This window comes from Streptomyces sp. NPDC052040, assembly GCF_044548405.1.
Lineage (GTDB): Bacteria > Actinomycetota > Actinomycetes > Streptomycetales > Streptomycetaceae > Streptomyces.
The window spans coordinates 350,310-376,552 of the sequence record NZ_JBIUBV010000002.1; the positions used below are offsets into that span (position 1 = coordinate 350,310).

Genomic DNA, 26,243 nt, shown 5'->3' on the forward strand with positions numbered 1-26,243 from the left:
TGCTCAGACTGGTCCCTGGGGCCGGGAAAATCGAATCGGACAAACGGTGTTTCTTCACAAGATAAAGGTCAAAGCCGCCGGGTCGGATCCCGGTAGGGCGACAACGCCTTTCACGGGAACATCTCGTGAATCCTTTACTCTGATGGGCGGTGTGCACTCCGGTCGGCGAAGGCCGCGCACACCGGCCTCGCCCCCTGACCCAACGTCCGCCCCGGAGACAGGTTGCAAAGGATGCCAAGACTCTCTCTCGTCGTCCCCGCCTACAAGGTCCAGGGGTACCTCTCCGAGTGTCTTGAGTCGGTCCTGGGGCAGGACTACGCGGATTTCGAAATCGTCGCCGTGGACGACTGCTCCCCGGACGGCTCGGGTGCGATTCTTGACGAGTACGCCGCCCATGACGACCGTATTCATGTGATTCACCTCACGGAGAATGTGGGGCTCGGACGCGCACGCAATATCGCCCTGGAAAAGGCCCGGGGCGATTACGTGCTGTTCCTCGACAGTGACGACACGCTGTCCCCGGGTGCGCTCTCGGCCATAGCCGGGCGGCTGGAGACCGCGGGCGATCCCGACGTACTGATCTACGACTATGTGCGCACCTACTGGGACGGCGAGGTCCGCCCCAATCAGCGGGCGCATCTGCTGACGGACGCCGACGGGGAGGTCTTCTCCCTCGCCGAGCGGCCCCAGCTGCTCGACCTGCTCCAGATCGTCTGCAACAAGGCCTACCGCCGCGACTTCATCGCCCGCGAAGGCCTCAGCTTCCCGCCGGGCTACTACGAGGACGCCCTGTGGACGTACCGCTCCCTGATCGGGGCGGAGCGCATCACCGTCCTGGACCGCGTCTGCCTGCTCTACCGGCAGCGGCGCGAGGGCGGCAACATCCTCGGCACGGTCAGCCGCAAGCACTTCGACGTCTTCGAGCAGTACCGCCGCGTCTTCGACTTCCTCGACACGCACGAGGACGGCGCGCGCTGGCGGGCACCGCTGTTCCGCAAGATGACCGACCACTACCTGGCCGTACTGGACCGCCCCGGCAGGCTGCCGCAGGACGCCCGGGCGGAGTTCTTCCACCGCGCCGCCGCCGACTACCGGGCCCGCCTGCCCGAGGGCTTCACCAGGCCCGGCGGCGCCCGCGGCAAGAAGTACGCGCTGCTGGAACGCGACGCCTACGCCGGACTGGCGGGCGCCACGGCCGCGGTGAAACTCCGCAACACCGTCCGGGGCCGGGCGCGCACCACCCTCGGCCGCTCGCGCCGCAGCGCCATGAACCTGTACTACCGCTCCCAGCTGAGGCTGCCGCGCGACGAGAACCTCGCGGTGTTCTCCGCCTACTGGAGCCGCTCGGTCGCCTGCAACCCCGCCGCCATCGACGCCGAACTCGCCCGCCTCGCACCGCACATACGCCGGGTGTGGGCCGTCCACCCGGACGCGGTGGACCAGGTGCCCGAGGGCGTCGACCATGTGCGGGTCGGCTCGCGGGAGTACTGGTCCGCCGTCGCCCGGGCCACCTATCTGGTCAACAACGTGAACTTCCCCGACTCCGTGGTGAAGCGCGAGGGCCAGATCCATGTGCAGACCCACCACGGCACCCCGCTGAAGACCATGGGCCTGGACCAGCAGAAGTACCCCGCCTCCACCCGCATGGACTTCGGCAGGCTCCTGGAGCGCTGCGACCGCTGGGACTTCAGCCTGGTCTCCAACCGCTTCTCCGGCGCCGTGTGGGAGCGGGCGTACCCCTGCTCGTACACCTCCCTGGAGACCGGCTACCCCCGCAACGACGTCCTCCTCAACTCCACGGCCGAAGACGTCCGCGCGGCCCGCCGCGACCTCGGTCTGGGCGAGGGCACCACGGCCTTCCTCTATCTGCCCACGCACCGCGAGTACCGGCGCGACTTCGAGCCGCGCCTGGACCTGGTGCGGCTGGCCGAGCGGCTCGGCCCGGACGCCGTGCTGCTGGTGCGCGGCCACGACGCCCACCCGCGGTCCGGCCGGCTCGCCGAACTGGCGGCCGACGGACGGATCCTGGACGTCACCGGCAGCCCCGCGGTCGAGCGCCTCTACCTCGCCGCCGACTGCCTGATCACGGACTACTCGTCGGCGATGTTCGACTACGCCAACCTGGACCGGCCGATCGTGGTCTTCGCCGACGACTGGGACACGTACTCCGCCGTGCGCGGCACCTACTTCGATGTGCGCGCGCAGGCGCCGGGTGCCGTCGCCACCACCCAGGAGGAGCTGGCCGAGGTGCTCTGCTCCGACGCCTGGCGCGACGAGCGGGCCGCCCGGGCACGGGCGGACTTCCGCCGTCGCTTCTGCGACTTCGACGACGGCCGCGCGGCCGAACGCGCCGTGCGCCACATCTTTCTTGGCGAGCCCCTGGAGGCCCTGCCGCCCCTCGTCCCGTTGGACGAACGCACCCCCGCCCCGCAACCAGGACCGTCCCGCGAAGCGTCGGCCCCGATATCAGTCCCCACGAGCCAGAGGTAGCTGCTGCAGTGTCCCAGCACCCCGACACAACGCCCGACATCAGCGTGGTCGTCATCGTCTTCAACGACGCGGCGCGCCTTCCGACCGCCGTGCAGTCGGTCCTCGACCAGACTCTGCGCAACGTCGAGGTGGTCATCGCCGACGACCACTCCACCGACGGCTCCTTCGACGTCGCGCAGCAGCTGGCCGCCCGGTCCGACCGGGTGCGGGCGATCCAGCTGGAGGAGAACAGCGGCGGCTGCGGCGAGCCGCGCAACCAGGGCATCGCCGTGGCCCGCGGCCGCTATGTGATGTTCCTCGACAGCGACGACACGCTGGAGCCCAACGCCTGCCGCAACATGCTGGACGCCGCCGAGAACACCGGGGCCGACCTGGTCTCCGGCCTCTGCCTGCGCGTCCACACGGACAACCGGCACGGCAAGACGGTCAAGTGGTACCCGTGGCTCTACCGGGAGACCCGCACCTTCGACTCCGTCGCCGAGATACCGGACCTGCTGGTCTTCGACACCCTGTCGACCAACAAGTGCTACCGGCGCGAGTTCCTCATCGACAGCGGGCTCACCTTCCCCCGGGGCATCCACTACGAGGACCTGCTCTTCTCGGCCCAGGCCTATCTGGCCGCCGACCGGATCACGCTGATCCCCAACACGGTCTACCACTGGAACGTGGTGGAGAAGGCCGCCGAGAAGTCGATCAGCAACCGGCGCCACGAGATCAACAACTTCGCCGACCGGGTGGAGATCCACCGCCGGATCGACCGCATCCTCGCCGAGCAGGGCCAGGACGAGCTGAAGCTCCACAAGGACCGCAAGTTCCTCAAGCACGACCTCGTGCTCTACCTGCGGGACCTGCCCTTCCTGGACAACGAGTACCGTCACCACTTCGCCGAGATGGCCCGCGGCTACATCCAGGACTTCTCCCAGCAGGCCTACGAGGAACTGTCCCCGATCCACCGCCTCTGCGCCTATCTGCTGCTGCAGGAGGACTGGGACAACCTCATGCCGGCCATCGACACGCTCATCAACCCGGGCAAGGTGTCCAGCTCGCTGGTGGAGCGCGACGGCCGGGTCTACTGGTGCGAGGAGCACCTCGACGACCCGGTGGGCCGCGAGATCCTCGACGTCACCGACCTCGGCTACCACGCCAAGCCGGTCCAGCGCCTCACCCTGCGCAACCAGGTGACCGAGTACACCGAGAGCCCCACCGGCGTCACGGTCGCGGGCGCCCTGGTCAACCCGATGGGCGTGATCCCGGCGGACGCGCGGCTCGGGGCGGAGCTGGAGTTCCGCGCCCGCCGCAAGAGCCTCCAGACCTTCCGCTTCCCGGTGCAGAGCGTGCAGCACGAGGGCACCTCCGTCGTCTGGCGGGCCGCCGTGCCGCTCGCCGCGAAGCTCCGCCCGCTCGGCATCGTCGACGAGGTGTGGGACGTACGGCTGCACCTCACCGTGAACGGCGAGCGGACCACCAGCAGGCTGACCGTCGGCCGGACCTCCCTGGAGGACGCCGGAGCCGTACACGTCCGTCCCCGGCTCGGCCGGATGACCGCCGACCGCCTCCAGCCGCACGCCTCGGCCAAGGGCCACCTCGCCTACCGCCTCACCCAGCACGGCAGGCTCGCCCGGCGCACCTCGCTGATGGTGCAGCGCAACATGCAGAGCCCGCCCGCCGAGCTGGCCAAGAAGATGGCGCGCAAGGTCGTCGCGGCCCGCAAGGACCTCCACTCGGGCCCGCGCAAGATCGAGACGTACCACCGGATGGTCCGGCTGCTGCCCGTCCGCAAGGGCACGGTGGTCTTCGAGAGCCACCTCGGCAAGCAGTACAGCGACAGCCCCCGGGCCATCTACGAGGAGATGCGCCGCCGCGGGGTGCCCTTCAAGGCCGTCTGGGCCTACGCGGGCGAGTGTCCCACCGGCTTCCCGAAGGACGTCGAGCTGGTGCGCCGCTGGTCCTGGCCCTACCTCCGGGCGCTGGCCCAGGCCGAGTTCTGGATCGACAACCAGGGCTTCCCGCTGAAGCTGGACAAGCGTCCGGAGACCACGTACATCCAGACCTGGCACGGCTCCGCGCTCAAGCGCATGGGATTCGACGAGCCGAAGTACCGCATCAAGCCGGAGCAGGAGCAGAGCGCCTACCAGGAGGCGATCGACCGCTTCGACTACTTCGTGGTGCGGGGCCGGCACGACGAGCAGACCCTCGCCCCGGCCTACCGGATCCCGGAGGAGAAGCTCCTGCGCACCGGCTACCCGCGCAATGACGCGCTGGTCCGCGCCAAGGACGCCGAGACCCTCGACCCGGCGGCCCGGGAACTGGCCGAGCGGCTCGGCATCCGCACGGACCGCCCCGTCGTGCTGTACGCGCCCACCTTCCGGGAGCAGAACGGCAAGGTCCAGAAGTTCGAGTTCCCGTTCGACATCGACGCGTTCGCGGACCGCTTCGGCGACCGGTTCACCCTGCTGATCCGGACGCACTACCTCAACAACGTGACGCTCCCGCCGTCCGTGGCGGGCCGGGTGGTCAACGTCAGCGAGGAGCCGGACATCACCCCGGTCCTGCTGCTCGCGGACACGATGATCACCGACTACTCCTCGGTGATGTTCGACTACGCGCTGCTCCAGCGCCCGATGGTCTTCTTCACCTACGACTGGGAGGAGTACGTCAACAACAGCCGCGGGACGTACTTCGACCTGTCCGAGCAGGCGCCAGGACCCGTCGTCCACACCGCGGAGGACCTCTTCGGCGCCCTGGAGGACCTGGGGGCGCTCGCCTCCGAACACGAGGCACGCCTCAAGGAATTCGTGACCCAGTACGGCGAGTACGACCGCGGCGACGCCGCCGCGCAGATCGTCGACCGCTTCTTCGGAACCCGGGGAGACGCCCGATGACCCAGCGCGACATCATCTTCGTGGCCAACGAGGTCAACGAACTCGGCGGCGTGGCCCGCTGGCAGGCACTGATGGCCGAACTCTTCGCGGAGAGCGGCCACCGGGTGACCATCGTCGGCATCGCGCCGCCCGAGGTCCCCATGGACCTCGGGGACAACCCGCCGTTCGCCACGGTGACCCTCTACGACGAGCGGCCGCCGGGGCGCCGCCAGGTGCGCTCCCTGTCCGACCGGGCCAACCTCAAGGCCCGGCGGCGCGAGTCCCTGCGCGAGGCGGGGATGCGCCAGGCCGCCGAGCGGCTGTCGGCCGTCTTCCGGGCCGCCCGGCCCGGGGCGATGATCATCGTGACCCAGGTGTGGGCCATGGAGTGGGTGGCCGCCGCCGACACCGCCGGACACCCGGTCATCGGCATGAGCCACGAGTCCTACGAGTACTCCCGCGGCTCCTCCCGCTTCCAGCGCGTCGAGAAGTACTACCGGGACATCGACCGGCTGCTGCTGCTCACCCGCGAGGACGCCGACCTGTGGATCGGCCGGGGCCTCAACAACGTCGGCTATATGCCGAACCCACTGCCGATGATGCCGGAGGTCCCCTCCCGGCGGACCGAGAAGATCGTCGCGAGCATCGGCCGGCTGGGGCACCAGAAGGGCATCGACATGCTCCTGGACACCTGGGCCGAGGCGGCGCCGAAGCACCCCGACTGGCGCCTGAAGATCTACGGCTCCGGGCCCGACGAGGAGGCGCTGCGGCAGCAGTGCACCCGGCTCGGCCTGGACGGATCGGTGGAGTGGGCCGGTCAGACGGACGATGTGGCGGGCGCGCTGCGCGGCGCCTCCGTGTTCGTGCAGTCCTCCCGGGGCGAGGGATTCCCGCTGGCCCTGCTGGAGGCGATGGCGTGCGCCGTGCCCTGCGCGGCCTTCGACTGCGCCCCCGGCGTGCGCGAGATCGTCCGGGACGAGGAGGACGGCCTGCTCGCCCGCCCCGGCAATGTCTCCGAACTCGCCAACCGGCTGGGCCGTCTGATGGAGGACGCCGAACTCCGCGACACGATGGGCGAGCTGGCGCGGAAGAACGTCCAGCGGTACTCGCCCGCGGCCATCCGCGAGCGGTGGGAGGAACTGTTCACGTTCCTGGAGCGCTGAACCGTCCGTGCCCCGCCCGTCGCTGACGGGCGGGGCACATGACAAGGGGGACCGGCCCGCACAGGGCCGGTCCCCCTCGTCGTGGTCCGGTGGTGGACGCGGGCGGAGCTAGCGGACGACGTAGCCGAAGCGGCCGCCGGCCGCCGGGAGGCCGCCCTTGCCCGGCTGGTACGTGGTGACCGCGGCGTTGGTGCCGCCCGCGGTCACGTTGGACATCGGCAGGCCGTAGGCGGTGCCGTAGCCGGACGGGCCGTAGGGCATGCCCACGTACAGCTCGGTGCCGGTGAAGTGGATGCTCATGCCCAGGTGCTGGTCGGCACCGGCCGGGCCGGGGATGCCGGAGGTACCGGCCTCGATCCAGCGGTTGTTGTCACCGCGGGAGCCGAGCAGCGAGAACATGGTGATGGCACCGGCCTTGGCCGTGGTGCCGATGGCCTCGTCCGGGATGCCGACGGCCAGCTTCATCGTGGCCGGGGTGCTCACCGCGCGCGGCGCGGTGTTGACGGCGGCCAGGGTCTGCCCGAAGTGGTCGCCCGCCTCGGAGGAGCCGACCATCTCGTCGGTGGCGGAGCCCGAGTAGTACGTGTTGAGCTGACTGAAGGTACCCGCGGCGGTGATCCGGAAGGTCATCACGGTGCCCGCGTCGGCCTTGTTGGCGCCGTCGATGGCCAGGTCCTCACCGGGCGAACCGACGGCGAGGATGGAGTCGGTGGCGGCCGCAGCCCCGGACGGGCGGTAGGGCACCAGCGCCAGGGACCGGCCGAACTGGTCACCGGCCTCGGCGGCGCCCCCGACCGTGTCCAGGTCCTGGTCGAGACCGAACAGCGCGGTCGGACGGCCCTCGGAGTTCAGCTTCTGGGAGAAGACCGCGAGGTTGCCCGCGTCGGCGTCGGAGCCGATGGCCTCGTTGGGGGCGCCGACGACCAGGTGGTTGGCGTCGGAGGCGAGGGTGCTGCCGAAGCCGTCGCCCGCCTCGACCGAGCCCGGGACACCGGTGCTGTCCTGGTCGATGCCGATGTTGGTGTCACCGTGCACATAGAAGACCATGCCCGCCTTGGCGAGCTTGCCGATGGCCTCACCGGGGGCGCCGATCACGATGTACGGCTCGCCCGCGGCGGTGGTCCCGGCGGTGAGGGCCTGGCCCAGGCGGTCGCCGGTCTCCGGGGTGGACCCCTTCAGGGAGCCGTTGCCCGCGCCCTGCTGGAAGTGGGTGCTCTTGGTGGCACCGGTGCCGATACCGCCCGGAGCGCCGTACAGGAGGTCGACCATGCCCGCGTCGGTGGCCTTGTCCAGGTCCTCGGAGGGGGTGCCGACGACCAGGTCGGTGCAGCCGTCCTCGTTGTAGTCGACGGTGGTCATGGCCTCGCCGAACCAGTCGCCGGCCTCGGCGCCGCCGGACACCCAGTCCAGGTCCTGGTTGATCTCGGCGGTGCCCTTGCCGCCGCCGTAGACGATCCGGACCACACCGGCGCCGTCGTTGCCGCCGACGGTCGCCTTGGGGTCGGCGATGGCGGTGTCCTCGATGCCGTCGCAGTTGAAGTCGGTGATCCGGGGGGCACCGGCGGTGGAGGTCACCCAGGAGCCCAGGTCGTCGACGCGGGCAGCGATACCGCCGGTGCGGGTCTCGGAGGCGTCGGTGCCGTAGCAACCGCCCTGGTACGACTGGCTGTTGAGGGCCACCAGCTGGGGCGTGCCGCCGGTGGTGCGGACCACGGGGCCGCCGGAGTCGCCCATGCAGGCAGCCGCGCCGTCCTTGCCGGTGACCGTGGCCGTGGTGGCCGCGGCCGAGTCGACCGTCAGCGCGCCGGTGTGCAGCTTCAGCGGCGCCCACTCGGTCTTGTTGCGGCCGTACCCGGCGAACTTCAGCTCCTCGCCCGCGGCGGGGGCGGCGCTGGCCAGCGGGAGGGGGGCGACATTGGTGACCGGCCGGTTCAGGCGCGCCAGGACCACATCGCGGTCGGTACGGGGGACCAGCTGGACGATGTCGCGCACCGCTCCGTCGGAGCCGCTGAGGTCGGAGCGGCCGATGGTGGCGGTGGTCGGGGACTTCGGCTTGCCCGCGGGCACCGCGAGGCTCACGGCCGGGTTGTCGGCGAAGCAGCTGGCGGCGGTGAGCAGCCACTCGGGGTCGACCAGCACGCCGGAGCAGCCGTGGTCGTGGTCGCCCACGATGACCTGGGCGGTGGCGCTGAGGCTGGAGTCGGTGGCGGCCGTGCCGGTGACGGCGGACGCGGGCGCGGCGCAAACCGCGACCGGGCCCGCGATCAGGGCTGCGGCGAGCGCGGCGAGGCGCACATGTCTGGTGTGTCGCATGACGTGTTTCCTTGGACGTGAGGTGCCGGGAACGGAGGCTCCCGGGTGGACCGGCCCGCGAACGGGGCCGTGCGGGGCGCTACTTGGAGGTCCTGATCTCCACGAGCATGTGGCTGCGGCCCTGCGGGTCCGCGCTCTCGCCGACGGCGGTCCAGGTGTTCTTCGCGACGTCGAAGCTCTTCTCCTCCGTGCCGACGGTCATGTCGACCTGGGCCGCGTAGTCGTTGCCGCGGACGGCGTAGACGGCGGGGATCTCCAGGGTGAGCCAGCCGGAGTTGCCGGTGACCTGGAAGCAGACCCTGTCCTTGCTGCGCGCCCAGACCTCCAGGAAGCCGGTGCCGCTGGCGCAGTCGGCGAGGGTGATGTGGCCGTCGCCGCGCTTGAGGACGATGTTCTTCTCGGCGAGGATCTTGTCCGCCCCGGGGTAGTTGAAGTTCTCCACGGCGTAGCCGGGGGCCTCACTGGCGACGGGGGCGACCGCCGCGGAGGAGGTGCCCTTGCCGGTGGACGCTCCGCCGCCCAGCGCGGCGACCCAGGTCAGGGCGCCCGCGGCCGCAAGGGCGGCGGTGCCTATGAGTCTTCTGCGCAGGGGCCCTGCCGTGATGGCGCGTGCCTTCATCGCGATCCTTAACTCTCGCCTCCGGAAAACGAGCGCGAGCACGTTTTGGGCATGGAAGAGAAGGCAACCGGAATCGGCATTCTGTTTCCCCCGCATCCCCGCCACGACATGCTGACGGTCGGTCCGGATTCCGTTGAACGAACGCGCCAATAAAACCTTATGTGAAGAGTGTCTGTCTACTTCGTAAAGTGGTTAAATGGGACGCAAAACGGCTGCCCGGGTATGAGGTTGGTCACGCCCGGTTCAGGGTTGTGGTCGGCGCTGCAAATGATGCGGCAAAAAACGGCGGCTCAGTTCGAGAGAAGGAATCCCAGGAGTTCCATGAGGAGCACGGAGGCCAGGAGAGGTGCCTGACGGATGGCCGAGTCTCCGGTGCTCTCCGGCTTGATGCCGCGCCGCTGGTCCTCGGCGTGCCGACGCAGCACCTTCCTGGACGGGAAGAAGCCGATGGCCAGCCCCAGCCAGCTGAACGAGTAGAGGATCAGCATCTGCGCGGTATTCCAGTGCTGATACTGGCGGGCTCCCACCGCGATCATTCCGAGGCAGCATCCCGCGGAAATGACAAGGTAAAGCACCAATGCCTTCGGCCGTCTGAACACCCACTGCACGCCGAGGCCGAGAACCACGGTGGAGAAGGCCGCGAGCAGGAGCAGCCAGGGCAGTGGAAGCCGGGCGAGCATGAGTGGTCCTTTCCGCGGTGAAGAAGGGCCGGCGGCATCGAGCCGCCGACCCTTTTACTTCCGGATTCTAGCGGGCGGGCCCGTCAGAAAAGGCTCAGAAGTCCGGTGACCGGTGAGACGAGGTCGTGTCCGAACTGCGTCACCTTCGTGGCCACCTTGCCCGCGCCGAGGGCACCGATCCACTTCGACTGGCCGAAGGTGATCAGACCCAGGGCGGCGCTCGCGGCGGACGACTTGAACTCGGAGCTGGTGAAGCCGTAGCCGATGCCGGTAAACAGGGCGCTGACCCCGCCGAGCACGACCGAGGCCGTACCGAATCCGGCTGCCGCGGGTTCGAGCACCGGGAAGGCCAGGCCCGCCAGACCGAGACCGGCCGCGATGAGGCCGGTGCCGATGCTCAGGTCGTTCGTGGCGTTGGCCAGCCAGCGGGAGTCCTTCTTCCACCAGGGAAGACCGCCCTTGACCGAGTCGTTGTCGGCGGTGTCGGCCGGGTTCTGTCCGCTCGCCTTGGCCTGCCGCGCGGCCGCGGCCGCCTGCCGGGCCTTCTCCGCCAGCTCGGCCCGGCGCTTCACCGTGGCGATCCGGTTCGCCTCGCTCGCCGCGGCCGCCGCGACCGCCTTGTCCTGCTGGGCCTGGAGCGAGGAGGCACGGGCGGAGTTGGCGGAGGCCTGGGCGGCGTTGGCGGAGGCCCGGGCGTTCTGCGCGGCGTCCACCGCGCGGTTGGCGGAGTAGTTCGCCGAGCGCGAGGCCGTGCGGGCCCTGGCGGCCGCCTGCTTGGCCTGGTCGGCCGAGGCCTGGGCGCTCGCCGCCGACTTGTCGGCGGCGTCCGCGTTGGCGTCGGCCTGCGTGGCGTAGTCGTCGGCCTTCTTCGCGGACTGCGTGGCCTTGTTCGCCCAGTTCGCCGCCTCCGTGGCCGAGTTGCGCGCCTTCGCCGCGGCCTGCTGGGCGTAGTTGGCGCTCTCCGCGGCCTTGTTCGCGATCTTCGAGGCGGCGGCGATGGCGCCCTGGACGGCCGCGATGTGGGCGGCGGAGTCGTAGTCGAGCTGGGCGGTCTTGTACTGCACCGAGGCGATGAAGTTGCGGCGCATCCACGCCGGGCCCTCCATCGCGACCTGGGCGTGGGCCTTGGTGTACGGGCCCCCCTTGTCGATCAGGGCGGCGGTGGCGACCCCGTCGTCGTCCCGCAGTGCCGCCTCGTACCCGGTGCTGAGGAACTGGTGCAGTGCCTCGGGGGTGGCGGCGTCGAGCGCGTCGTTCGCCGCCTTCGTCACCGCCTTGCCGGGGCTGCCCGCCAGGACGCGGAGGATCATGACCCGGTTGTCCGTGGCCGCGGCCGCCAGGACGCCCGAACCGAGGAAGGCGGTACCGGCGTCCGGGTCGTCGCTCGCCAGCGCCTGGGCCGCCGCGTCGGCCACGTCCGCGGAGGAGACCTGGGCGATGTAGAGGGAGGTCTCCAGGTCGTCCTGGCGCTGGGCGAGCCGGCGGTCGGTGTCGATCCAGCGGTGGATGTCGGCATCGGCCCCGGACAGGGCGAACCGGGCGGCCTCCCGCGACCAGGTCCCGGTGGAGTTCATCACGGCGATGGCCGCCTGGCGGCCGAGCGTGGCGGCCAGTCCCAGGTCGCCGCCCCGAAGTGCCGTCTCAGCCTTGGCGAAGAGGTCCAGCGTGGCCTGGCCGGCCTGTGCGGCCTGGCTGCGCTTCTCGGCGTACTCCGCCCGCTCCCCGTCCTCGATCTGCGCGAGCAGGCGGGCCTCCGCCAGCGCCTGCTTGGTGTCCTGGTCGAGGCGCTGCCACTCGGCGTCCCGCGCCTGCTGCTCCACCGTGACCGCCTTGCTCACGGCGTCGAGGGCGGTGTTGGCAGCCTTGGTGGCCTCGTTGGCGAAGTCGGTGGACTTGTTGGCGTAGTCGAGGGCCTTGCCCGCGTACTTCACGGCCCACTCGGCGGCGTCCGCCGCCTTGTCCGCGTGGTCGGCCGCGCTGTTCGCGGCGTCGCGTGCGTCGGCGGCCGCCGACGAGGCGGTGTTGGCCAGAGCCTGGGCGGTGCCCGCGGCGTTGGTGGCGATCTGGGCGTTGTCGCTCGCGATCTGCGCCTGCCGCTTGGCCTCCGCGGCCTCGGCCTCGGAGGCCCCCGCGGCGGCGGCAGCCGTGGCGGAGGCGGACGCGGCGGCTGCCGCGTCACGGGCCGCGGACGCGGCGGAGGCGCTGGCCGCCTTGGACTGGTCCGTGGAGACCTTGGCGGCGTCGGCGGCCTTCGCGGCGCTGCGGGCCTTCGCGGCGGCGTTGCGCGCGGCCACGGCGGCGTTCTTGGCGGCGGCCGTCTTGGTGGCGTCCTTGGACGCGGCGATGGCGGCGTTGTACGCCTGGGCGGCGGCGCCACCCGCGGTGGCGGCCGCCTGGCTGGCCGCGGTGGCCGCGTAGGCGGCGCGGCGCGAGGCGTCGACGGCGGCGCGGGAGGCGCGGATGGCGACGCGGGCCGAGTCGGCCGCACCCTGGGCGGCCTCGGCCGCCTTGCGGGCGGCCTTGCCCGACTTGATCACGTCGTTCTGGGCCGCCTGGGCCTCCGCGGCGGCCTTCAGCGCGGCCTCCTTGGCCTTCGCGGCGGCCGTCGCGGCACGGGCGGCGGCCTCCTGGGCCTCCTTCGTCTTCGCGTCGGCCTTCTTGCCCTCGCGCTCGACGACCGCGACGAGTTCGTCGATGGTCGCGGACTCCTGGTCACGGGCGCGGGCGATGTGCTGGCCGGGGTCCAGGAACCACTCGACGTCCTCGGCGCTGCCGGACAGCGCCCGGTTGGCGTACTTCTGCACCTCGGGGCCCGCGTTGACGGTGAGCTTGACGGCCGCGAAGCGCATGTCCTCCTCGCGCGCCGTGTACTGCCCGTCGAGCAGGAACTGCGCCAGGGCGTCCTGGGTGCCCGCGTCGAGCGCCGTACCGGCGTCGCGGGCCACGGCCTTGTCGCCCGCCCCCATCACGGTGGTGGTGGCGACCCGCAGGTCCTCCAGGATGCCGTTGTGGAAGCCGCCGCCCAGGTAGTCGGCGATGGCCGAGTCGCCGCCGTCGAGTGCCGCGGAGGCGTCCCGCCGGGTGCCCGTACCGCCGCCCGCGAGGGCGGTGAGGACGGCGACCCGGTTGTCCTCCGCCGAGGCCCGCGGCAGGTCCGCCGTCAGGAAGGTCTGGATGTCGGTGTCGGTGCCGCTCAGCGCCGCTTCCGCGGCGGCGCGGGTGGCCGGGCCGCCGAGCAGCCAGGCCTGGACGGCCTTCGCCCGGTCGGTGTCGGGCAGGTTGAGCGGATCCCCGTCGTCACCGCCGGACGGAGTGGTGTCGGCCCAGGCCGACACGGGGCTGAGGACGAGGCTGGAGGTCGCCGCGACGGCCGTGGTGGCTGCGAGGGCGCCGAGCACGCGCCGCCTGCTCCAGTAGGTGGTGTCCAAAGTGGTCCTTCGGTATCGGTGCCCGGCGGCCGTGCGCGCCTGCGGCGGCACACCGGCGGGCAGACTCGTGGTCCGCCGTAGACATGTCCCTCCGGGGGTGCGGAAGTTCGGGCTTGTGGCCAGGGACACGACAAAGCGCGCCGAGATATTACGCAAGTGAAGAGATTGTTGACCACTCGTTGGGCCTCTGTGAACGAATGACAAAGAACACGTTTGCCTTTGGCTGGGTTTGACGGGTTGTCACTGGTTTATTGAGTGGCGCGGAGCGTGAACGCATGCTGAAGAGAGCGGAGTTGCCCGGCCCGGCACCGCCCGGCCCGGGCGTGGGGGCTGCGCGGCCCGGCTCCCGGGCCCCCGCCCCGCCCCGGCGACCGCGGCCTGCCCGCCCCCGCGTCCCCGGACGATCCCGTCCGCCTGCCGGACGGGTGCGCGCCGGCGGTCCCCTTCGCGTAGATTTCTGGGCAGGTGAACCGACGCGAGGGGCAGCAGACAAGGTGGCAGGGGCAAGGCAGGCCGTGGGCGAGGCCCACCGGATCGTCGTCAAAGTGGGCTCGTCCTCGCTGACCACGGCCGCGGGCGGGCTCGACGCCGACCGCGTCGACGCCCTGGTGGATGTCCTCGCCAAACACCGCAGCGGGGGAGAGCGGGAGATCGTCCTGGTCTCCTCCGGCGCCATCGCCGCCGGTCTCGCCCCCCTCGGACTGCGCCGCCGCCCCCGGGACCTGGCCCGGCAGCAGGCGGCCGCCAGTGTCGGCCAGGGCCTGCTGGTGGCCCGCTACACCGCCTCCTGCGCCCGCCACGGCATCCGCGTCGGACAGGTGCTGCTCACCTCCGACGACACCAGCCGCCGCGCCCACCACCGCAACGCCTCGCGCACCCTGGACAAGCTGCTCGCGATGGGCGCGCTGCCGATCGTCAACGAGAACGACACGGTCGCCACGGACGAGATCCGCTTCGGCGACAACGACCGGCTCGCGGCGCTCGTCGCCCACCTCGTCCACGCCGACCTGCTGGTCCTCCTGTCGGACGTGGACGGTGTCTACGACGGCGACCCCGGCAGGCCCGGCACCTCACGGATAGCGGAGGTGCGGGGGCCCGGAGACCTCGCCGAGGTGGAGATCGGCAGCGCGGGCAAGGCGGGCGTCGGCACCGGCGGCATGGTCACCAAGGTCGAGGCGGCCCGGATCGCGGCGGCGGCCGGCATCCCGGTGGTGCTCACCTCCGCCGTGCACGCCGCCGATGCCCTCGCGGGCCGCGACACCGGCACCTACTTCCACCCCACCGGCAAGCGCTCGGCCGACCGGCTGCTGTGGCTCCAGCACGCCTCCACCCCGCAGGGCGCGCTCACCCTCGACGACGGTGCCGTCCGCGCGGTCGTCGAACGCCGCACCTCTCTGCTGCCCGCCGGAATCGCCGCGGTCGAGGGCGACTTCACCGCGGGGGACCCCGTGGAACTGCGCGACGGGCAGGGCCGGGCGGTGGCGCGCGGTCTGGTGAACTTCGACGCCAAGGAGATCCCCCGGCTGATCGGCCGCTCGACCAGGGAACTGGCGCGCGAACTCGGCCCCGCCTACGAACGCGAGGTCGTCCACCGGGACGACCTGGTCCTTCTGCACCCGTAGCGGCACCCCCCGCGGCACCCCGCGGCATCCGCGACGGCTCGAAAGGGCCTCCCCGGGGGCCCGCCCGGTGGGGGACGTTCCGTAAAACCGCCCCGCGGACTCGTGCGGCCTGCTCAACTTTGTCTCGGGTATCCGTTCCGTACGAGCACTGCAAAGGAGGCCGTCGTGAGACGAGTGCGCCCTGGGGCGGCGACGTCCCGCGGTCGTGGCCCCTCCGGCACCGCTCGCGGCGGTGCCCCCCGGGGGCCGGGCGAGGAACGCGCACTGACCAGCGTCGCGGCCGGGGACACCTACGAGGGGCCCGCGGACGCCCCCCGGCTGTGGCATGTCACGCTCAGCCTGGCGGGGAGCGAGGCGCCGCTCACGGAGGTGCGGCGCGCCCTCGAACAGCTCGCCCACGACCACCCCTTCCTGCTGACCAGCCGCTACGCGGGCGACCACGCGGAGATCCGCTACTGGGAGGAGGCCCGCGACCTGCACGACGCCGCCGCGGTCGCGCTGCGCCTGTGGGGCGAGCACCGCAGGACCGCGGGCCTGCCGCCCTGGGAGATCGTCGGCCTGGAGGTCGTCGACCGCGACACCTACCACCAGCGGGTCGCCGAGGGATACGGACCGGCCAGGGCGACCCCCGTCGGAGTTCACCCGTTTTGAGCCGTCTCGGGGGGTGGGACACGCGCCGGACAGCCGCGCCCGGCGCACTACCCTTCCCCCATGACCACGCTCTCCCCGTACGACTCCATGTCCCCGGTCGCCCGGGCCGCCTACCGCGCCCAGGCCGCCGCAGCCGACCTCGCGCCGCTGCCCCGGGCCGAGAAGGACGACGCGCTGCTCGCCGTCGCGGACGCGCTGGAGGTCCGTACGGCCGAGATCGTCGAGGCGAACGCCAAGGACATCGCCAAGGCACGGGAGGCCGGCACCAGCGAGTCGATCATCGACCGCCTCACGCTCACCCCCGAGCGGATCCGCGCCATCGCCGCCGATGTGCGGTCCGTCGCCGCCCTGCCCGACCCGGTCGGCGAGGTGGTCCGCGGCTCCACCCTGCCCAACGGCATCGACCTGCGCCAGGTCCGCGTCCCGCTGGGTGTCGTCGGCATCATCTACGAGGCCCGGCCGAATGTGACGGTCGACGCCGCCGCCCTGTGCCTGAAGTCCGGGAACGCGGTGCTGCTGCGCGGCTCGTCCTCCGCCTACGAGTCGAACACCGCGCTGGTGCGGGTGGTGCGCGACGCGGTGGGCGGTGCGGGGCTGCCCGCCGATGCCGTCCAGCTCGTCCCCGGCGAGAGCCGTGAGTCGGTGCGCGAGCTGATGCGCGCCCGCGGCCTGGTCGACGTGCTGATCCCGCGCGGCGGCGCCTCCCTGATCCGCACGGTGGTGGAGGAGTCCACGGTCCCGGTCATCGAGACGGGCACCGGGAACTGCCATGTCTACGTCGACGCCCACGCCGACATCGACATGGCGATCGGCATCCTGATCAACTCCAAGGCACAGCGGCCGAGCGTCTGCAACGCCGCCGAGACCCTCCTCGTCCACCAGGACATCGCCCCCGCGTTCCTGCCGCGCGCCCTGGACGCCCTGGCCGACGCCGGGGTCACCGTCCACGCCGACGACCGGGTGCTGGCGTACGCCAAGGACTCCCGGGCCACGGTGGTGGGGGCCACGACCGAGGACTGGGACACCGAGTACCTGTCGTACGACATCGCCGCCGCGGTCGTGGACTCCCTGGACAAGGCCGTGCAGCACATCCGGCTGTGGAGCTCCGGCCACACCGAGGCGATCGTCACCTCCTCGCAGCAGGCGGCCCGCCGGTTCACCCGACTGGTCGACTCCACCACGGTCGCCGTCAACGCCTCGACGCGCTTCACGGACGGCGGCCAGTTCGGCTTCGGCGCGGAGATCGGCATCTCCACGCAGAAGCTGCACGCCCGGGGCCCGATGGGCCTGCCGGAGCTGACCAGCACCAAGTACATCGTCACCGGCGACGGGCACGTACGGCCCTGAGCGCGCGCCCCGGGGAGCCTGATCCGTTGCCCCGGGCAACCAGCTGCGCGTCCCGTCTCGCCAGGCGGATGAATTTCCTTACCGTCTGCCCAAATTGACCCCCCAGGTCTACTCTGGATCCGTGCCGGAGGACGTGGGGGGCACGCCGTTCGCTGACGGCCGGGAGCCCGACGACGACCGCGACCGCGGAGGCAGGGACGAAGAGTTCCCCTCCGTGGTCTTCGACGAGGCCTTCGTCAGGGCCGCCGTGGTCCATGAGCCCACGGCCGTGGAGAGACTCCTCGCCGCCGCCGAGGCCCGCGCGGCCGCCCAGGAGGCCGAGTCGCGCCGGGCGCGCGCCCGGGGCTCCCACGGCGACGACGAGCGCTACGACGACGGCTACGGCCCCGGCGAGGACGGCGGCTTCGGCCCCCTCGGGGACCTGGACGGCCTGGACGGCACGGACGACGACCTGGACGGCCGCTACGGCCCCCTGAGGACCTGGGGCAGGCCCTACGGCAAGGGAGCGCGCTGGCACCGCCCGGTCGCCTGGATGCTCGCCCTGGTGATGGGCATAGGCATGGTCGCCCTGGCCTTCACCGCGGTCTACCGGGGCGGCTCCTCCGGACGGCAGGAGATGCCCCCGCCCGCCACCACGGGCCTGGAGCAGGGCCGGGAGACCAGCGCGGGCCCGGCCCCCTCGACCTCCGCGACCCCCTCGCGCCCGGCCTTCTCGGCCGTACCCCGCACACCCTGACCCGGTCCGCCACTCCTCGGCACCCATCCGAAAACTTGGTGAGAACCTGTCAGAAGTTGTCGGGGAACAGGGCGTTTACCCGGCCGCCCCGAGACCTACTCTCACAGTATGGGCGGGCTCGGAGACCCACCCGAGGGGACGCCCGAGGGTGCTCCCGGCGGTGGCGAGGACGAATACCGATCCGTCGTGTTCGACGAGTCGTTCATCCGGGCTGCCCGCCTCCAGGAGTACTCCGCGCGGGAGCGGATCGCCGACCACGCCCCCGCCGTACGCCGCCGCCCGGCGCTGCGCCGCGGACCGCACCGGCAGGCGCTGATCCTCATCCTGCTGATGGCGCTGGCCTTCGGCACGGCCGTCTACATGGGGGTCCGCCACCCCGCCCGGGCGCCCGGGGCCCAGCTCGCCGAGCCGCTGCGGATGACCGTGATACCCCTGGCCCCCCAGTCCGCGGTCCCCGGCGCCACCGACCCCGAGACCCTCTACGCGCACAGCCCCGCCGCCGCGTTCCCCGTAGGGGCCCAGGGCTTCGCCCTGCCCGCCGTCCGGCGCACCGCGCACTTCCCCGAGAGCCAGGTCCTCGCCGCCCTCACCACCGCCAAGGACTACCTCGTGGAGTCCTCGCTCGACCCGGACGTCCTCACCGGTGACACCGTCCGCACGGTGCGCGTCCTGCTGGCCCCCGAGCAGCTCGACCAGTTCGACCGGAGCTTCGCGGAACCGGCCGCGGACGGACGGCACGCGTCCACCGGCTGGCTCGTCCGCTTCGACCCCGCGCGGGTGCGGCTGGCCGACCGCCGGATACGCGTCGAGGGCACCCTCCAAGCGTCGGAGACCGGCTCCGACACCCTGGAGGTCACCGCCGACCACACCCTGGTCTACGCGCTCAGACCGGCCGGTGCGGGCGCGGGAGCCAAGGCCTCCCTCTTCACCGTGCGCCGCGAGCTGACCTTCCGCTTCGACCGCGACGACCTGCGGCTGCACCAGGCCCAGCTGGTCACCTCCTCGGTCCAGGCGGGCCCGCTCGCCTGCGCCGAGGGCAGCGTGGACCGCCTCCGCCCGCTCCTCGCGGGCCAGACCGCCACGCCGGGCGGACCGGCCGGGACCGACCCCTACGAGACGGGCGGCGCCACGGCCGTGTGCGGCACCCTGGCGGCGAGCGCGGAACCGAAGATCTGACGCCCCCCGCGCTCCCTCTGCCCCGCTCCCTCCGCTTCCGGCCCCTTCCCTCCCCGGCTCCGTCCGCCCCCGGGACGGCCCGGCCCAGAGGACCCGGGCCGTCCCGGGGGCGGCCGTCCTAGTCCCGGCCCTCCTCGTCCGGGTGGCCGCCGCCCGGGCACGAGCCCCCGGAGCGGCCGTCCCGGTCGTGCCCGCCGTCCCGGCCGTGCGGGGTGTCCCGGTCGTACGGGACGCCTCCCTCGCCCTTGGCCCCCTTGGCATCGGTGTCCTTCGAGTCCTTGACGTCCGAGTCCTTGGCCCCCTGGGAGTCCTCGGCGCCCTTGGCGCCACCGCCCCCGAACCCTCCGAAGCCACCCAGACCCCCGAAGCCGCGTCGTACCCGGTCCCCGAGGTCGCCCGCGCCGCCCGCCAGATCGCTGACCAGCTTCATCAGCGGGTCCTTGGACTGCTTGACCCCGCTCGCGTAGTGCGCCGCCGACTGGCGGAAGGAGTCCGACACCGAGGTGTCCCCGTCCTCGCCGCGCCGGGGGTAGTGGCCGTCCATGATCCGCTGGTGGTCGCGGGAACCGGCCCACCTCGTCAGCTCGGCCGCCCGGACCGTGGCGAAGGGATGCGTCCGCGGCAGCACGTTCAGGATCTTCAGCACCGAGTCGCGCAGATCGCCCGCGGCCTCGTACTCCTCGGCCTGCTCCAGGAACGCGTCCACGTTCATCTCGTGCAGATGGTTCCCGCCCGCGATCTTCATCAGGCCCCGCAGCGAGCCTCCGAGGTCCTGCCCGACCAGGAGCCCGGCCCGGTCGGCCGACAGCTCCGACTTGCGGAACCACTCCCGCAGCGCGGTCACGATCGCCATGATCGCGAGATTGCCCAGCGGGATCCAGGCGACCCGGACCGCGAGGCTGGTCAGGAACAGCAGGATGGTCCGGTAGACGGCGTGACCGGACAGCGCGTGCCCGGCCTCGTGGCCCACGACCGCCCGCATCTCCTCCTCGTCCAGCAGCTCCACCAGCCCCGTGGTCACGACCACGATGGGCTCGTCGAGACCGATGCACATCGCGTTCGGCTGCGGGTCCTGGGTGACGTACATCGGCGGGACCCGCTCCAGGTCCAGGATGTCGCAGGCGTCCCGCAGCATGGCGTCCAGATGGGCGAACTGCGCGGGGGAGACCCGCACCGAGTCGGAGAGGAACAGCAGCCGCAGGCTCCGCTCGGGCAGCAGGCCGCTGAGCACCTTGAAGACCGTGTCGAAGCCGCTGAGCCTGCGCAGGGCCACCAGGGCCGAGCGGTCCGACGGGTGCTCGTAGGCGCGCGAGGAGATCCCCGGAAAGCGCCTGCGCCGCCTGCCCGGCTCGGAGCCGTCCCCATGGCCGTAGGCCGTCCGCCCCAGATCGTCGTCAGACATGTTTCCCCCATGTGGTCGATCACGCGGCCGGTCCCTGCCGGATCACCGGGGCGCCGCTCGAAAGGGACCGCGTGGACAGCGGCGACCGGTGCCCCCGAAGCGGAGTCCAGCCTAGGCGGAGATACCGTGGCAGGGCAGCTCACCGAAAGGAGCGACGAACCATGGAGCACATTCCCGCCGCCTGGCTCACCGAGGCCGCCGCGGCCGCCGACCGACAGGGCTCGGGCGATCTGCTCCGCGTCGTGCTGATCGTGATGTTCTTCGGCTGCATCCTGACCGCGTGGTTCCTGCTGCGCGGCTACAAGCGCAAGTGACGCCCGGGCGGGCCTCCGCATGCCGTAGCGGCGGCCGAGCGGCCCGCCCCGGCCCGTCCACCGCGCCGCAGTCGGCCGGAAACGGCGGAGTCGGCGTGATCGGCGCGACGGCCCCCGCATACGATGGACCGACGTCTTTATTCCGCCCACACCGGATAGGTTCTGCCGAAGATGAGCTTGCACAGCACCGCTGCCCAGTTGGCCACCCTCGCCGAGGGCGAGACCGAGCGTCACGCGAGCATCAGCCCCTTCATGACGGGCGGCGCCGCCTTTGTCATCCTGCTCCTGCTGCTGTGGATCACCACCCGCTTCAACCGCGACCGCTGAGCCCCGCGCGGGCACGGTCCCGGCCGTCCGCGGGGGCCTGTCGGCCGGTGCCCGCGGGCCGGGCCGGTAGGGTCTGCACGCATGGGAGAGCAGCACATGCCCACCGGTCCGGCGAAGGCCGTACGCACCGGCCCCGGCAACGGGCCGTCGAACCCCGGCAAGCGTCGGCTCGGCGTCATGGGCGGAACGTTTGACCCGATCCACCACGGGCACCTCGTCGCGGCCAGCGAGGTCGCCGCGCAGTTCCACCTCGACGAGGTGGTGTTCGTGCCCACCGGCCAGCCGTGGCAGAAGAGCGACCGCCAGGTCTCCGAGGCCGAGGACCGCTATCTGATGACGGTCATCGCCACTGCCGAGAACCCCCAGTTCTCGGTCAGCCGGATCGACATCGACCGCGGCGGCCCCACCTACACCACGGACACCCTGCGCGATCTGAAGGCGCTGAACCCGGACACGGACCTCTTCTTCATCACCGGGGCCGACGCGCTGGGCCAGATCCTCACCTGGCGCTACACGGACGAGCTGTTCTCGCTCGCGCACTTCATCGGTGTCACCCGCCCCGGCCACACCCTGGCCGACCCCGGACTGCCCGCGGGCGGCGTCTCGCTGGTCGAGGTACCCGCGCTCGCCATCTCGTCCACAGACTGCCGTGCGAGAGTCGCCAACGGCGACCCCGTCTGGTACCTGGTGCCGGACGGTGTGGTGCGCTACATCGACAAGCGGCAGCTGTACCGCGGCGAGTGAGCCGAGAGGGGCACCGGTGAACGACCGATACGACGGGTACGCGGGCGGCGACCCGTACGAACTCGTCGGCTACGACGAGTTCGGGCAGCCCGTGTACCGGCAGGTGCCGCAGCAGCGCACCCCGCAGGGCCACGACCCCTACGGCACCCAGCAGCACCAGGGGACCCAGGGCTACGGCTACGACCCCTACGGCGGCGGACAGCAGCCCCCGTCGCCGTACCACCAGCCGGGCCCCGCCCACGACACCGGCACCCGGCCCGCCGCCTCCCCGTACGACACCGCCTCGTACGACACCTACGCCCCGTACGGCACCGCCCCGGCCGACACCTACGACCCGTACGGCCGGACCCCAACCGGCGCACCGCAGCCGCGTGTTGCCGAACAGACCGCCCGCATCCCCCAGCAGGCGCGCCCGGCCGACGGCTCCCCGGGGCACCCCGAGGACCCGGCCGCCTTCCAGGAGGGCGAGGCCCGCGCCGAGCCGTCCGGTGACCGGGAAGACGGCTCCGAGCAGTACGCCTTCGCCGAGGAGCCCGACGGCGACCCCGAAGACGTCATCGACTGGCTGAAGTTCACCGAGAACCGCACCGAGCGCCGCGAGGAGGCCAAGCGCCGCGCCCGCAGCCGGGTCGTCGCCCTGGTCGTGGTCCTCGTCCTGGCCGCGGTCGGCGGTGTCGGCTATCTCTGGTACGCCGGACTGCTGCCCGGCACCTCCTCGGGCGGCGCATCGGCCGCCACCACGCCCACCGGCGCCCAGAACCGCGATGTGCTCGTCGTCCACCTGCACAACACCCGGGGCGGCGGCACCTCCACCGCGCTGCTCGTCGACAACACCACCATCCATCAGGGCGCCACCGTCCTGCTGCCCAACTCCCTGGCGCTCACCTCCGACGACGGCTCCACCACCACCCTCGCCAAGTCGGTCGCCGACGACGGCTCCTCCGGCACCAGCGACTCCATCGACTCCGCCCTGGGCACCAAGATCGAGGGCTCCTGGCGCCTGGACACCCCCTACCTCGACAACCTCGTCGAACTCGTCGGCGGCATCGAGGTCACCACCGATGCCGATGTGCCTGACCCCGGCAGCAAGAAGAAGGGCAGCGAGCCCCTGGTGCACAAGGGGCAGGACCAGACCCTCAGCGGCAAGATGGCCGTCGCCTACGCCACCTACCGCGCCCCCGGCGAGTCCCAGGACGCCCAGCTGGAGCGGTTCGGCCAGGTGATGCAGGGCGTGCTGCGCAAGATGTCCTCCGACCCGGGGGCCGCGACGACCACCGTGCAGACCCTCGCCCAGATCCTCGACCCGCCGCTGACCGACAAGGACCTCGGCGGCTTCCTCGCCAAGCTCGCCGACCGCGCCAAGGAGAGCGCCTACAAGACCGCGCTGCTGCCGGTCCAGTCCGACGGCTCGGTCGGCCAGAACGCCACCGACACCGTGGTCAAGACCCTCCTCGGCGGCACCGTGAAGAGCCCGCAGGCGGGCGACGCCGTACGGGTCGGCATCCAGAACGCCACCGGCGCCAAGGCCGCCACGGAGCAGGCTCGGGTCGTCCTCGTCAACGGCGGCTACACCTTTGTCGACGCGGGCACGGGAGCCGCCGGGTCCCTGTCCCGGGTCACCTACGCCGCCGACGGCGACAAGGAGAACGCCGTCGAGGTCGCCAAGACCCTGGGGCTGCCCGGCACTGCGGTGCAGAAGGGCCAGGTCACGTCGAACGCCAACGTCTCCGTCGTCCTCGGCAGGGACTACCGGACGACCTCGTGACGCGGACCACACACCGGGTGCGAGGGGTACCCCTTTAAACACAGGGGGTTGCTGTCGGCGGTCCGTGAGACCCTTGGGGTATCACCGACCGCCGACCGAAAGCCATGTAGTGACCGCCACGGACCACTCCCAGCAGCTCATCGCCGCCGCCGCTCAGGCGGCCGCCGACAAGCTCGCGCACGACATCATCGCCTACGACGTCAGCGACGTGCTGTCGATCACGGACGCCTTCCTGCTCGCCTCCGCCCCCAACGACCGCCAGGTCAAGTCGATCGTCGACGAGATCGAGGAGCGGCTCAACAAGGAGCTGGGCGCCAAGCCCGTGCGCCGCGAGGGCGACCGCGACGCCCGCTGGATCCTGCTGGACTACGTCGACATCGTCGTCCACGTCCAGCGCAGCGAGGAGCGCGTCTTCTACGCCCTCGAGCGGCTCTGGAAGGACTGCCCCGAGCTGGAGCTGCCCGCCGACGCCGTGGCCACCCGCGGCAAGGCCGAGGAGCACGCCCGTCGGCAGGCCGCCGGTGAGGCCGCGCTCAACGCCGAGCTGGGCGGGGAACTGCGGTGACCCTCCCCGGCGCCGGCACCGGCAGGAAGGGGCGGGGCCGCCGCCTCATCCTCTGGCGTCACGGACAGACCTCGTGGAACGTGGAGCGCCGCTTCCAGGGCTCCACGGACGTCGAGCTGACCGGGACCGGCGTCGGCCAGGCCCGCCGCGCCGCCCGCCTGCTGGCCTCCCTGGAGCCGGACGCCATCATCGCCTCCGACCTCACGCGGGCCGTGGACACGGCCGCCGAGCTGGCCACCCTCACAGGCCTGACCGTCACCTTCGACGAAGGCCTGCGGGAGACCTACGCGGGCGTCTGGCAGGGCCTCACCCATGAGGAGATCATCGCCCGCCACGGCGAGGAGTACGCCGCCTGGAAGCGCGGTGAGCCCGTCCGCCGCGGCGGCGGCGAACTGGAGACCGAGGTCGCCGACCGCGCCGCCCCCGTGGTGCTGCGGCACGCCGAGAAGCTCCCCGAGGACGGCACCCTGGTGGTGGTCAGCCACGGCGGCACGATCCGCACCACCATCGGACGGCTGCTCGGCCTGGAGGCCCGCCACTGGGAGAGCCTCGGCGGTCTCTCCAACTGCTGCTGGTCGGTGCTCGGCGAGGGCGCGCGCGGCTGGCGGCTCCTGGAGCACAACGCGGGCACCCTGCCGGAACCGGTCCTCGGCGACGACGACTGACGGCTGCTCACCGGACGCGGGGCTCGATTTCACTTTCCGGCAGGTCGCAGGCTAAAGTTCTTCTTGTTCGGCCCGCCAGACGGGAAGAACGCGAGGGGCTATAGCTCAGTTGGTAGAGCGCCTGCATGGCATGCAGGAGGTCAGGAGTTCAATTCTCCTTAGCTCCACAGCTCGACACTCTCCAGTCGTCGAAGTTCGTGCGAAGATCCCGTCCCGCAAGGGGCGGGATTTTTTCATTCCCGGCCCCTTCGTGTCACCGTGACCCAGGTCACCCGCCTCCGGTTCGGCCTGATCCCGTGTCATCTCGCGGTGGGGCGGGGAGGAATGCGAGGGCACCGGCTTGAGTCACTTGGGCCCCCCGGGGCGTATACCTCTGCGGACGCGCTTCCCGCCCGCCCGCACACCGGTCCCGGCGGCCGGGACCGGGGAGGAGTGTCCGGACCGGTACGAAGGCGTCGCTGACCGTATTGGCCCGGCCGTGGCAGAATCAAACGGCCGGAAGGGGGCGCGGCCCGACGGGAGGGAGTAGCGATGCCTGCGAGCATCCGCGGGGAGGTTCACGACCGCCCCGCAGTGGCGGTGGAACGCCCGAGTGCCACCCGCCTCGGCTGCCCTTCCTGCGGCTCGTCCCATGTCGCCCAGGTCCTCGGTGACAACGGTGGCATTTCCTACGTGTGCACGGCCTGCGGCCACAGCTGGAGCTGATCGATGGGTGCACACAGGCGGAAGTGCGACTGGTGCGGCAGTGGCACACCGATCGTCCGCGACATGGAGCCGGTCAACCCGGACTACCAGTACTGGTGCGAGGAGTGCGCGCGGGCGCTGATCATAAAAGGCGACCCGATCGAGACCTACCGGGAGCTGGAGGGCGAGCCGATCTACGGCCGCCTCCTCGACGAGCACTGCACACTCAAACGCTTCTACTCGTTCGCCACGGCCTGACCCGTGGGCCGGGACATCCGGTCGCGTGCGGGGGCGCCGGGGAAACGATTTGGTGTTTCACCCGGTGGACCGTGTAATGTTGGCGTCGCCGCCGGGGGAACCGGGCGACACGGAAGCATGCGGCCCGGCCGCATGGCCGCGAGGGGCTATAGCTCAGTTGGTAGAGCGCCTGCATGGCATGCAGGAGGTCAGGAGTTCAATTCTCCTTAGCTCCACAGGAATTGAAGGCGGTCCATCCCATCGGATGGACCGCCTTCGTCGTACCGCCACCCTGTCCTCCCGCCGCCCTGTCCTCCCGTGGTCACGTCGTCCCGTCGTGACGGGAGCCCGTGAGCGGCGCCCGGAAAGGGCGGGGGGGGGGGGGGCCCCGGGGGGGGGGGCCCCGCCCGCGGAGTTTTACCTGGGGGGGGGGGGGGGGGGGGTGTCGGGGCGA

At 71.8% G+C, this 26,243-nt stretch carries 21 protein-coding genes and 2 tRNA genes; 18 read left to right on the forward strand and 5 right to left on the reverse strand.

Annotation, left to right across the window (positions count from 1 at the left end):
* The first annotated feature begins 231 nt into the window (after positions 1–231).
* Genes ACIHAA_RS07680 through ACIHAA_RS07690 form a run of 3 tightly spaced genes read left to right on the forward strand, consistent with a single transcriptional unit; the run spans position 232 to position 6,514 of the window.
* The gene (locus ACIHAA_RS07680) at positions 232–2,490 is read left to right on the forward strand and encodes a CDP-glycerol glycerophosphotransferase family protein (protein WP_399814235.1); all 2,259 of its coding nucleotides are present in this window, start codon (positions 232–234) and stop codon (positions 2,488–2,490) included.
* Between the two features lie 8 nt (positions 2,491–2,498).
* Positions 2,499–5,372 carry a CDP-glycerol glycerophosphotransferase family protein gene (locus ACIHAA_RS07685; RefSeq protein WP_399814236.1) on the forward strand — a complete coding sequence of 958 codons (2,874 nt, stop codon included), beginning with the start codon at positions 2,499–2,501 and terminating at the stop codon, positions 5,370–5,372.
* Entirely contained in the window at positions 5,369–6,514 is a 1,146-nt protein-coding gene (locus ACIHAA_RS07690) for a glycosyltransferase family 4 protein (RefSeq protein ID WP_399814237.1), read from the forward strand. The genes ACIHAA_RS07685 and ACIHAA_RS07690 overlap by 4 nt, the downstream gene beginning before the upstream one ends.
* A gap of 108 nt (positions 6,515–6,622) precedes the next feature.
* Here ACIHAA_RS07690 and ACIHAA_RS07695 read toward each other — a convergent pair whose 3' ends face one another.
* The 4 genes from ACIHAA_RS07695 to ACIHAA_RS07710 form a co-directional block, all read right to left on the reverse strand.
* Positions 6,623–8,827, reverse strand: a complete 2,205-nt coding sequence (locus ACIHAA_RS07695) for a S1 family peptidase (protein ID WP_399814239.1) — start codon at positions 8,825–8,827, stop codon at positions 6,623–6,625.
* A 79-nt stretch (positions 8,828–8,906) separates the two neighbouring features.
* Positions 8,907–9,446: a hypothetical protein gene (locus tag ACIHAA_RS07700; protein ID WP_399814241.1), complete on the reverse strand. Its 540-nt coding sequence runs from the start codon at positions 9,444–9,446 to the stop codon at positions 8,907–8,909.
* A gap of 290 nt (positions 9,447–9,736) precedes the next feature.
* Positions 9,737–10,126 (reverse strand): hypothetical protein, encoded by a 390-nt coding sequence (locus ACIHAA_RS07705; RefSeq protein ID WP_399814243.1) that lies wholly within the window; start codon positions 10,124–10,126, stop codon positions 9,737–9,739.
* A gap of 83 nt (positions 10,127–10,209) precedes the next feature.
* Complete coding sequence (locus ACIHAA_RS07710) at positions 10,210–13,554, reverse strand: ALF repeat-containing protein (protein ID WP_399814245.1); 3,345 nt, start codon at positions 13,552–13,554, stop codon at positions 10,210–10,212.
* 494 nt (positions 13,555–14,048) lie between these two features.
* Between ACIHAA_RS07710 and proB the strand changes: the two genes are divergently transcribed.
* The 5 genes from proB to ACIHAA_RS07735 all read left to right on the forward strand — a co-directional run bounded on the left by proB (position 14,049) and on the right by ACIHAA_RS07735 (position 19,086).
* Positions 14,049–15,176: a glutamate 5-kinase gene (gene proB, locus ACIHAA_RS07715; RefSeq protein ID WP_399814247.1), complete on the forward strand. Its 1,128-nt coding sequence runs from the start codon at positions 14,049–14,051 to the stop codon at positions 15,174–15,176.
* Positions 15,177–15,341: 165 nt separating this feature from the next.
* The gene (locus ACIHAA_RS07720) at positions 15,342–15,827 is read left to right on the forward strand and encodes a hypothetical protein (protein ID WP_399814249.1); all 486 of its coding nucleotides are present in this window, start codon (positions 15,342–15,344) and stop codon (positions 15,825–15,827) included.
* Positions 15,828–15,887: 60 nt separating this feature from the next.
* On the forward strand, positions 15,888–17,174 hold the full coding sequence (locus ACIHAA_RS07725) for a glutamate-5-semialdehyde dehydrogenase (protein ID WP_399814251.1): 1,287 nt from the start codon (positions 15,888–15,890) through the stop codon (positions 17,172–17,174).
* 94 nt (positions 17,175–17,268) lie between these two features.
* On the forward strand, positions 17,269–17,910 hold the full coding sequence (locus ACIHAA_RS07730; protein ID WP_399814253.1) for a hypothetical protein: 642 nt from the start codon (positions 17,269–17,271) through the stop codon (positions 17,908–17,910).
* Between the two features lie 108 nt (positions 17,911–18,018).
* The gene (locus ACIHAA_RS07735; RefSeq protein ID WP_399814255.1) at positions 18,019–19,086 is read left to right on the forward strand and encodes a hypothetical protein; all 1,068 of its coding nucleotides are present in this window, start codon (positions 18,019–18,021) and stop codon (positions 19,084–19,086) included.
* A 118-nt stretch (positions 19,087–19,204) separates the two neighbouring features.
* On the opposite strand, the gene ACIHAA_RS07740 is transcribed toward ACIHAA_RS07735, so the two are convergent.
* Positions 19,205–20,488, reverse strand: coding sequence for a M48 family metallopeptidase (locus ACIHAA_RS07740; RefSeq protein WP_399814257.1), 1,284 nt, complete (start codon positions 20,486–20,488; stop codon positions 19,205–19,207).
* Between the two features lie 161 nt (positions 20,489–20,649).
* Between ACIHAA_RS07740 and ACIHAA_RS07745 the strand changes: the two genes are divergently transcribed.
* The 10 genes from ACIHAA_RS07745 (at position 20,650) to ACIHAA_RS07790 (ending at position 26,025) form a co-directional block, all read left to right on the forward strand.
* The gene (locus tag ACIHAA_RS07745; protein WP_399814259.1) at positions 20,650–20,802 is read left to right on the forward strand and encodes a hypothetical protein; all 153 of its coding nucleotides are present in this window, start codon (positions 20,650–20,652) and stop codon (positions 20,800–20,802) included.
* A gap of 171 nt (positions 20,803–20,973) precedes the next feature.
* On the forward strand, positions 20,974–21,129 hold the full coding sequence (locus ACIHAA_RS07750) for a hypothetical protein (protein ID WP_399814261.1): 156 nt from the start codon (positions 20,974–20,976) through the stop codon (positions 21,127–21,129).
* 81 nt (positions 21,130–21,210) lie between these two features.
* Positions 21,211–21,873, forward strand: a complete 663-nt coding sequence (nadD, locus tag ACIHAA_RS07755) for a nicotinate-nucleotide adenylyltransferase (RefSeq protein ID WP_399814263.1) — start codon at positions 21,211–21,213, stop codon at positions 21,871–21,873.
* 16 nt (positions 21,874–21,889) lie between these two features.
* The gene (locus tag ACIHAA_RS07760; protein ID WP_399814264.1) at positions 21,890–23,638 is read left to right on the forward strand and encodes an LCP family protein; all 1,749 of its coding nucleotides are present in this window, start codon (positions 21,890–21,892) and stop codon (positions 23,636–23,638) included.
* 109 nt (positions 23,639–23,747) lie between these two features.
* Positions 23,748–24,203: a ribosome silencing factor gene (gene rsfS / locus ACIHAA_RS07765; RefSeq protein WP_399814266.1), complete on the forward strand. Its 456-nt coding sequence runs from the start codon at positions 23,748–23,750 to the stop codon at positions 24,201–24,203.
* Complete coding sequence (locus tag ACIHAA_RS07770) at positions 24,200–24,868, forward strand: histidine phosphatase family protein (RefSeq protein ID WP_399814268.1); 669 nt, start codon at positions 24,200–24,202, stop codon at positions 24,866–24,868. Before rsfS ends, ACIHAA_RS07770 begins: the two co-directional genes overlap by 4 nt.
* Positions 24,869–24,962: 94 nt before the next feature.
* Positions 24,963–25,035 (forward strand) — tRNA-Ala (locus tag ACIHAA_RS07775).
* A 364-nt stretch (positions 25,036–25,399) separates the two neighbouring features.
* Positions 25,400–25,573: a hypothetical protein gene (locus tag ACIHAA_RS07780; RefSeq protein ID WP_399814270.1), complete on the forward strand. Its 174-nt coding sequence runs from the start codon at positions 25,400–25,402 to the stop codon at positions 25,571–25,573.
* A 3-nt stretch (positions 25,574–25,576) separates the two neighbouring features.
* Positions 25,577–25,810, forward strand: coding sequence for a hypothetical protein (locus tag ACIHAA_RS07785; RefSeq protein ID WP_016643127.1), 234 nt, complete (start codon positions 25,577–25,579; stop codon positions 25,808–25,810).
* 142 nt (positions 25,811–25,952) lie between these two features.
* Positions 25,953–26,025 (forward strand) — tRNA-Ala (locus ACIHAA_RS07790).
* Positions 26,026–26,243 lie beyond the last annotated feature (218 nt).

Coding starts and splice junctions, on each gene's coding strand:
- nadD (WP_399814263.1), top strand. CDS start 21,211: ATGGGAGAGCAGCACATGCCCACCGGTCCGGCGAAGGCCGTACGCACC.
- ACIHAA_RS07780 (WP_399814270.1), top strand. CDS start 25,400: ATGCCTGCGAGCATCCGCGGGGAGGTTCACGACCGCCCCGCAGTGGCG.
- ACIHAA_RS07725 (WP_399814251.1), top strand. CDS start 15,888: ATGACCACGCTCTCCCCGTACGACTCCATGTCCCCGGTCGCCCGGGCC.
- ACIHAA_RS07700 (WP_399814241.1), bottom strand. CDS start 9,446: ATGAAGGCACGCGCCATCACGGCAGGGCCCCTGCGCAGAAGACTCATA.
- ACIHAA_RS07735 (WP_399814255.1), top strand. CDS start 18,019: ATGGGCGGGCTCGGAGACCCACCCGAGGGGACGCCCGAGGGTGCTCCC.
- ACIHAA_RS07695 (WP_399814239.1), bottom strand. CDS start 8,827: ATGCGACACACCAGACATGTGCGCCTCGCCGCGCTCGCCGCAGCCCTG.
- ACIHAA_RS07750 (WP_399814261.1), top strand. CDS start 20,974: ATGAGCTTGCACAGCACCGCTGCCCAGTTGGCCACCCTCGCCGAGGGC.
- ACIHAA_RS07740 (WP_399814257.1), bottom strand. CDS start 20,488: ATGTCTGACGACGATCTGGGGCGGACGGCCTACGGCCATGGGGACGGC.
- ACIHAA_RS07705 (WP_399814243.1), bottom strand. CDS start 10,126: ATGCTCGCCCGGCTTCCACTGCCCTGGCTGCTCCTGCTCGCGGCCTTC.
- ACIHAA_RS07690 (WP_399814237.1), top strand. CDS start 5,369: ATGACCCAGCGCGACATCATCTTCGTGGCCAACGAGGTCAACGAACTC.
- ACIHAA_RS07785 (WP_016643127.1), top strand. CDS start 25,577: ATGGGTGCACACAGGCGGAAGTGCGACTGGTGCGGCAGTGGCACACCG.
- ACIHAA_RS07745 (WP_399814259.1), top strand. CDS start 20,650: ATGGAGCACATTCCCGCCGCCTGGCTCACCGAGGCCGCCGCGGCCGCC.
- ACIHAA_RS07680 (WP_399814235.1), top strand. CDS start 232: ATGCCAAGACTCTCTCTCGTCGTCCCCGCCTACAAGGTCCAGGGGTAC.